This is a genomic window from Streptomyces sp. CC53 (genome assembly GCF_001865245.1).
In the GTDB taxonomy this organism is placed as follows: Bacteria; Actinomycetota; Actinomycetes; order Streptomycetales; family Streptomycetaceae; genus Streptomyces.
In genome coordinates this window covers 1-5,871 of sequence record NZ_MKXB01000049.1, presented here as the reverse complement: position 1 = coordinate 5,871, position 5,871 = coordinate 1, and the positions used below count along the sequence as shown (strand labels likewise).

Annotated in this window: 6 protein-coding genes and 1 pseudogene; 5 read left to right on the top strand and 2 right to left on the bottom strand. The window is 72.7% G+C overall.

What is annotated here, in order from left to right:
• From BJP40_RS34825 to BJP40_RS04415, 3 genes are all read left to right on the top strand, one after another.
• The coding region (locus BJP40_RS34825) for a hypothetical protein (protein WP_218153187.1) at positions 1-219 on the top strand (219 nt) is incomplete at its 5' end.
• A gap of 387 nt (positions 220-606) precedes the next feature.
• Complete coding sequence (locus BJP40_RS04420) at positions 607-1,500, top strand: hypothetical protein (RefSeq protein ID WP_143065883.1); 894 nt, start codon at positions 607-609, stop codon at positions 1,498-1,500.
• A gap of 265 nt (positions 1,501-1,765) precedes the next feature.
• Positions 1,766-2,092 (top strand): hypothetical protein, encoded by a 327-nt coding sequence (locus BJP40_RS04415; protein ID WP_071278745.1) that lies wholly within the window; start codon positions 1,766-1,768, stop codon positions 2,090-2,092.
• A gap of 32 nt (positions 2,093-2,124) precedes the next feature.
• Here BJP40_RS04415 and BJP40_RS31345 read toward each other — a convergent pair.
• Positions 2,125-3,028, bottom strand: a protein-coding gene (locus tag BJP40_RS31345; RefSeq protein WP_107416700.1) for an IS5 family transposase whose coding sequence is annotated in 2 segments (ribosomal slippage) — positions 2,125-2,632 and positions 2,631-3,028 — 906 coding nt in all. Because the reading frame shifts where the segments join, the coding sequence is not laid out codon by codon here.
• 76 nt (positions 3,029-3,104) lie between these two features.
• On the opposite strand from BJP40_RS31345, the pseudogene BJP40_RS04405 reads away from it, so the two are divergent.
• A pseudogene (locus tag BJP40_RS04405) lies at positions 3,105-3,877 on the top strand (aminotransferase class IV family protein).
• A 156-nt stretch (positions 3,878-4,033) separates the two neighbouring features.
• On the opposite strand, the gene BJP40_RS04400 reads toward BJP40_RS04405, so the two are convergent.
• The gene (locus tag BJP40_RS04400) at positions 4,034-5,044 is read right to left on the bottom strand and encodes a hypothetical protein (RefSeq protein ID WP_071278743.1); all 1,011 of its coding nucleotides are present in this window, start codon (positions 5,042-5,044) and stop codon (positions 4,034-4,036) included.
• A gap of 66 nt (positions 5,045-5,110) precedes the next feature.
• Here BJP40_RS04400 and BJP40_RS04395 point away from each other — a divergent pair, with 66 nt between their 5' ends.
• Entirely contained in the window at positions 5,111-5,827 is a 717-nt protein-coding gene (locus BJP40_RS04395) for a GDSL-type esterase/lipase family protein (protein ID WP_071278727.1), read from the top strand.
• Positions 5,828-5,871: the final 44 nt, after the last annotated feature.

Here is a 5,871-nt window from a genome sequence, read left to right as displayed (position 1 = left end):
GGCGGCGTGCCGTTCAGCGCCCGAGGCGCAGGAAGCGGCGCACCGCCAGGTGCGGCTTCCCGCGCGTCGTACAAATGCCGCACGCACGGCCACCCGGAAGACCGCCTGTCGCCGACCGGCGTCCCTCCGCGGCTTCGACCACTGCGCGCATCCTGGTTGCGGATCCTCGTCGGCGGCCCCGAGGTGCTGGTCGCCGAGCGCGCTGAAGACACCTCCTGACGGCAGACCAGGTGGGCACGGCACGGACCCGCAGACGGGCACGGAGCGGACCTCCTGACGGTCGCCACCAGCCGCGTGACGGGCGCGACGCGGCTTCCACAGCCCACCGTCAGGCGCAGCGCAAACCTCCTGCCCCCACCCGGCCGGCGCAGCACGTGCCTTATGACCGCCCACCCATCAGGTACTGCACGGGCCTCCGCCCGCCTGCCCAGCAGGCGCGACGCAGGCGTCCTGACCACCCACCTGCCAGGCACCGCGCCCCCCTGACCGCCCCGCCCGCCCGACGGGCGCGACGCGGACCTCCCGATGGACCACCCGGCGGGCGCGGTCGGGCACGGGACCGCAGGATCGGGTGGGGAATCCGCCGGACCGCAGCAGGAGGAAGCCGTGCGCCTCGCACCCGCCCGTACCGCCCTGGCCGCCGCCGCGGCCGCCGTCACCGCCGCGGCCGCGGCGCTGCTCTGCACGCCTCCGGCGGAGGCCGCACCGCCGTCCGGCACGGCCGCCGCTCCCGCCGCGACCGTCCCCGCACCGGCCCCGGCAGCCCGCGTGGCGGCGGCCCCCGGGACCACCGTCTGCGCGCCCGCCGCGTCCCTGCGCTCCGCCGACGGGCGGCCGGTCGCCGCCGGGCTGTGCGTGACCCCGGGCGGGGCGTCGATGACGGTGACCGCCTCCGCCGACTGCGCCTGCACGACCTCCGGCACCTGGACCGCGCGGCGCGGGGAGGAGCCCGCGGGCTCCGGCACGCTCGGCGCCCGCGCCGCGTACCCGGGCCCCGGCACGTACGAGATCACCGCCGAGGTCCGCGTCGCGGACACCCGCCGCTCCGGCACCGCCGCGGGCACGGTCACCGGCACCTTCACGCTCGCCACGCCCCTCCCGGAGCCGTCCCACCGCATCGAGGTCGCCCCGGCGGAGCTGCGCCCCGGGGCGACGACCACGCTGACGTACACCGTCGAGCGGGTCAGCGACGACGGTGACGGCAGCGCCCGCCTCGGCCTCATCGGGGAAGCCGCCACCGGCATCCGCCTCGTCTCCACCGACGTGCGCTGCATCAACCCCCTCACCGGCCGCTACCCGTCGACCGAGCGTTCCCCGCACGCCGTGGACTGCGCACTGACCGACCTCCAGCCGGGCCGCCCCGCCACCGTCACCGTCCACGCCACCCTGCCGCCGGGCGCCCCCTGCTCCACGGTCGTCGCCAAGCTCGGCTACTGGACCCCGCGGGGGCAGCAGGTCGCGGGCGCGATGATCGACGGCCCCACGGTGACCTGCGGCTGACCCCCGGGGGGCGGGCGGCACGGGGGCCGTGGCACGCGGGGCCGGTCGGTCGGCCGCAGGTAAAGGCGTGCGGCTTACGGGAAGCGCCCTCTAACTGATCGTTTCAGAATGAGGTCGCGAGGCGGCGAAGGCATGTTGGGCGCTGTCGGATGAGGCGAGGACCTGTCCGGTCTGCCCCATGTAGTTCTGTCTCGGGGCCTGCCCCACGACGGCCAGCAGCCGTGCACGCTCGCCTGGTCGGCCTGCACAGTTGCATAGTGTGCTCATGGATCGATTCGTGGGTCAGGGCCGCCTCGAATGGTGGGCCAACCAGTCGACTTGCCTTGAGATGTACGACATCGACATCACCGTCGCTGTCGACGCGGTCGGCCAGTGGCGGGCAACCGGTCGGCATGCCAACACCCTTGACGTGATCCAGCGCGAGGGCTGGGACTTCCTCATGGAGATGGATCCCCACTTCTCCATTGCGCTTCCCGGTGAGGACCGCGGAGGGATCATGGTGCGAGTCGTCGAGGCAGGGGATGGAACCTTCACGCTCACGGAGGCGCCGGACTGGGACGGCTCTGGGAACGTCACCTTCGACCTCACCTGAGGGCAGCTCGTAAGGGCAGGAGACCGTCTTCGCTATCCTGTCACCGACTCCGGCATGCCACCCCTTACTGATCTTTCAGAATGAGTTCGGAGGCGGCGCAGGCATATGAGGCTACAGGCCAGTTCGAGCAGGCCCTGATGGAGATTCGCGCGTCGTTCGTAGCGGATGCGGAGCCGCTTGAACTGGTGCAGCCAGGCGAAGGCGCGCTCGACCACCCACCGCACCTTGCCCAGTCCGGAGCCGTGCGCGACGCCGCATCGGGCGATCATCGGCTTGATACCGCGCTTCCACAGCAGACGGCGGTACTTGTCGAAGTCGTAGCCCCGGTCGGCGTACAGGCGCCAGGGCTTGCGGCGGGGACGTCCTCGCAGACCTCGGATTGGCGGGACGGCGTCGAGCAGGGGCAGGAGATGGGTGACGTCGTGCCGGTTGCCGCTGGTCTGGGTGACGGCGAGTGGGGTTCCGTGGCGGTCGACGATCACGTGGTGCTTGGAACCGGGGCGGGCGCGGTCGACGGGCGAGGGGCCGACGTGATCCCCCATTGAGAGCCCGGACGTGCGACCCGTCCACGGAGCACTCGTCCAGGTCCAGCAGGCCAGCGTGACAAAGCTCAGTCAACAGGGCGGCGTGCAGGCAAGGCCAGACGCCGGCCTCGGTCCAGTCCCGCAGCCGACGCCAGGCCGTCACACCGGAACAGCCCACGGTCTCGGCCGGGACGTCCCGCCAGGCGACTCCGGTCCGCAGGACATACATGATGCCGGCGAGAGCCGCCCTGGCCGGAACGCGAAGCCGTCCAGGATGCCGACGGCGCCGTTCGGGAGCGGGCGGTAAGAGCGGGGCCACCCGCTCCCACAGGTCGTCAGGAACAAGATCAGCACGTACCCCGACACCCTGCCGACCAAGATCGTCGAACACAAGACCCGCAGTTCGACTCATTCTGAAACGATCAGTTAGGCGCCCTACCAGGCCGTTCATGGCTGCGAGGCGTGAACCAGGTGACACGCTGGCCCGCATGGCAGAACTCAACGGAGAACCGGTCGAGCCGGCCCAGCTTCAGAACCTGGCCCTGACCAACTACGGCCACTTCACGTCCATGCGCGTGGACGACGGGCGCGTACGCGGCCTGTCTCTGCACATGGCGCGGCTTCAGCGCGACTGCCGAACGCTCTTCGGCACTGACCTCGACCCGGAGCGCGTACGCGAGCTGGCCAGGCGTGCCGCTCCCGCCACCGGATCGACCACGGTCCGCGTCACCGTGTTCGACCCAGCCTCGACCTCGGTCATCCGAACAAGGCCGACGACCCGCACCTCCTGGTGACCTCCCGGCCGGCGGGCCACCTCCCGCTTCCTCCGCTCAGGGTGTGGTCCACGACCTACGTACGCGACGTACCGAGCGTCAAGAGCGTCGGCCTCTTCGCGACCCTGCACCACCGCAGGCAGGCCCAGCTGCACGGATTCGACGACGCCCTCTTCAGCGACCAGGAGGGCGGGATCTCGGAGGGAGGCACCTGGAACATCGGCTTCTTCGACGGAAGCCGAGTGATCTGGCCGAATGCCGACTGCCTCGTCGGTGTGACCATGGACCTCCTGAAAGCGACGCACGACCACGAAACCCGCTCACTCCGCTTGGACGACCTGACGAACATGCGAGCCGCATTCGCCACCAACGCGGCCATCGGCGTCCGTGCCGTCAGTGCGATCGACGGAGTCGAGCTGCCCGCATCCCACGCGATCATCGACACGCTCCGCAAGGAGTACATGGAGATCGAGTGCGACGTGTTGTAGCGCTCCGCACCCGGGGCTCACTGTCCAGCGGGAGTCGCGCAGCGGAAGCGAGGTCCACCTCGGGACCTGGTCGCCAGGTCCGGTCGGCGCGGGTTGCTCAAGCGCCGCACGGCCGACCGACGCCGACGCCCAGGCTCCGGTAGCAGCGGTCCCGGCTCAGTCCCCCGTGCGCCCGCGGCGCAGGCGGCGTGCGCCGAAGAGGAGGGCGGCGGCGAGGGCGACCGCGCCGAGGGTGAGGCCCGTGCCGCTGCCGCCGTCGCCGGTGCCGGTGGCGCCGCCGGGGCCCGACGGGCCGCCGGTCGCGTCCGTGCCGCCGCCTGCCGGGGTGGACGGTGCCGCGCCCGAACCCTCCACCGGCACCCGCACCACCTTGCTCTGCTCGCCCTCGCTGCCGAACAGCAGCGCCGACCCGTCCGCCGTGTACGTGACGGACTCCGACTGCGGCTGGATCGGCCCCCGTACGCGTTCGTCGGCGCCGAGCCGCCCGTCCTCCCACGCGTAGCCGCGGGCGCTGAAGTAGGAGCGCAGCACCAGCCGCGTCCCGTCCGGGGAGAACGCGCCGTCGGTCACCCACGGCACCTCGCCGACGCGCCGGAACACGTTGCGGCCCTGCGGGCTGAGCTTGGCGGGGCCCTCGTAGAGGCCCCCGCCGTCCTCGTTCTTGGACGCGATGTACACCCGCCCCGTCTTGGGGTGCACCATCAGCGCCTCGGCGTCCCGGGGCCCGTCCTCGTACGTCACCGTGTACTGCACGGCGTCCACGACCTGGTCCCGCAGCCGCTCCGGCTCCGGGAAGCGGTAGATCCACACGTGCGGCCACGAGCCGTTGAGGTTGTCGCCGATGTCGCCCACGTACACGTGTCCGTCGGGCCCCACCGACACCGCCTCCATGTCGCGGGGCTTGCCCACGCCGCGCAGGGTGACGGTCGCGACGGTCTCGCCGGTGCGGGAGTCGACGGCGAAGACGCGCGGCTCGTCCTGGTCGTTGTGGGTCCAGTAGACGCCCGGGTGGGCGCGGCTCGCGGCGAGCCCGCTGGACTCGGTGATGCGCGGGTCCTTGAGCGTGAAGCCGTCGCCGTCGTCAGCGGCGGCGGCGGGCGCGAGGAGCAGCGGGCCGGCGAGGGCGGCGGCGACGGCGGCCGGGACGGCACGGGGGGCGAGGCGCATGCGCATGGCTCCCAGTGTCCATGGTCACGTGGCGTTCCGGGCCGTTGACCGGCCATGATGGCGCGCATGCGTCCCAGCTTCATGTTCGTCGGCGACTCCATGACCATCGGGAGCGCGGGCGAACACACCTGGCGCTACCGCATGTGGCAGCACCTTGAGGCGTACCTCGGCCCCGGCGGGTACGCCGTCGTGGGGCCGCGCACGGCGCTGTACGACGCGGAGGCCGACGCCGCCGTCTCGTCCGCGTACGCCGACCCGGAGTTCCCGCCGGAGGCGCAGCGGCACCTGGCCGGCTGGGGCGAGGGCTGGGTGCACATGGCGCCGCTCGTCGGGGAGACCGTGGCGGAGACGGGTGCGGATGTCCTGCTGGTGTCGCTGGGCCTGATCGACCTGGGGTTCTACACGAACAGCGCGCAGACGGCGGACAACGCGCGGGTGTTCCTCGCGTCCGCGCGCGCCGCGAACCCGCGTGTCCGCGCGGTGCTGCTCCCGGTGCTGCCGAACATCCGGGCGGAGAAGGACCCGTCGTTCGCGGCGCAGTGCGCCGACTTCAACGCCCTGCTGGCGCAGGTGGTGCGGGACCTGCACCGGCCGGAGTCCCCGCTGGTGCTGGCCGCCGCCCCCGACCCGTACGAACTGCGCACCGACACGTACGACGGCACCCATCCGAGCCCGTCGGGCGAGCACAAGGTGGCCGCGGCGTTCGCCGACGCCCTGTACGCGGCGTGGGGGTGGGGCGGTCCGTACCGGCGGGGCGCGCGCCTCCCCGCGGCCGGGGCCTGACCGCTCGCCCGGGGCCGGACGTGACCGGCTGCCCGGGGGCGAGG

Coding starts and splice junctions, on each gene's coding strand:
- BJP40_RS04415 (WP_071278745.1), top strand. CDS start 1,766: ATGGATCGATTCGTGGGTCAGGGCCGCCTCGAATGGTGGGCCAACCAG.
- BJP40_RS04400 (WP_071278743.1), bottom strand. CDS start 5,044: ATGCGCCTCGCCCCCCGTGCCGTCCCGGCCGCCGTCGCCGCCGCCCTC.
- BJP40_RS04395 (WP_071278727.1), top strand. CDS start 5,111: ATGCGTCCCAGCTTCATGTTCGTCGGCGACTCCATGACCATCGGGAGC.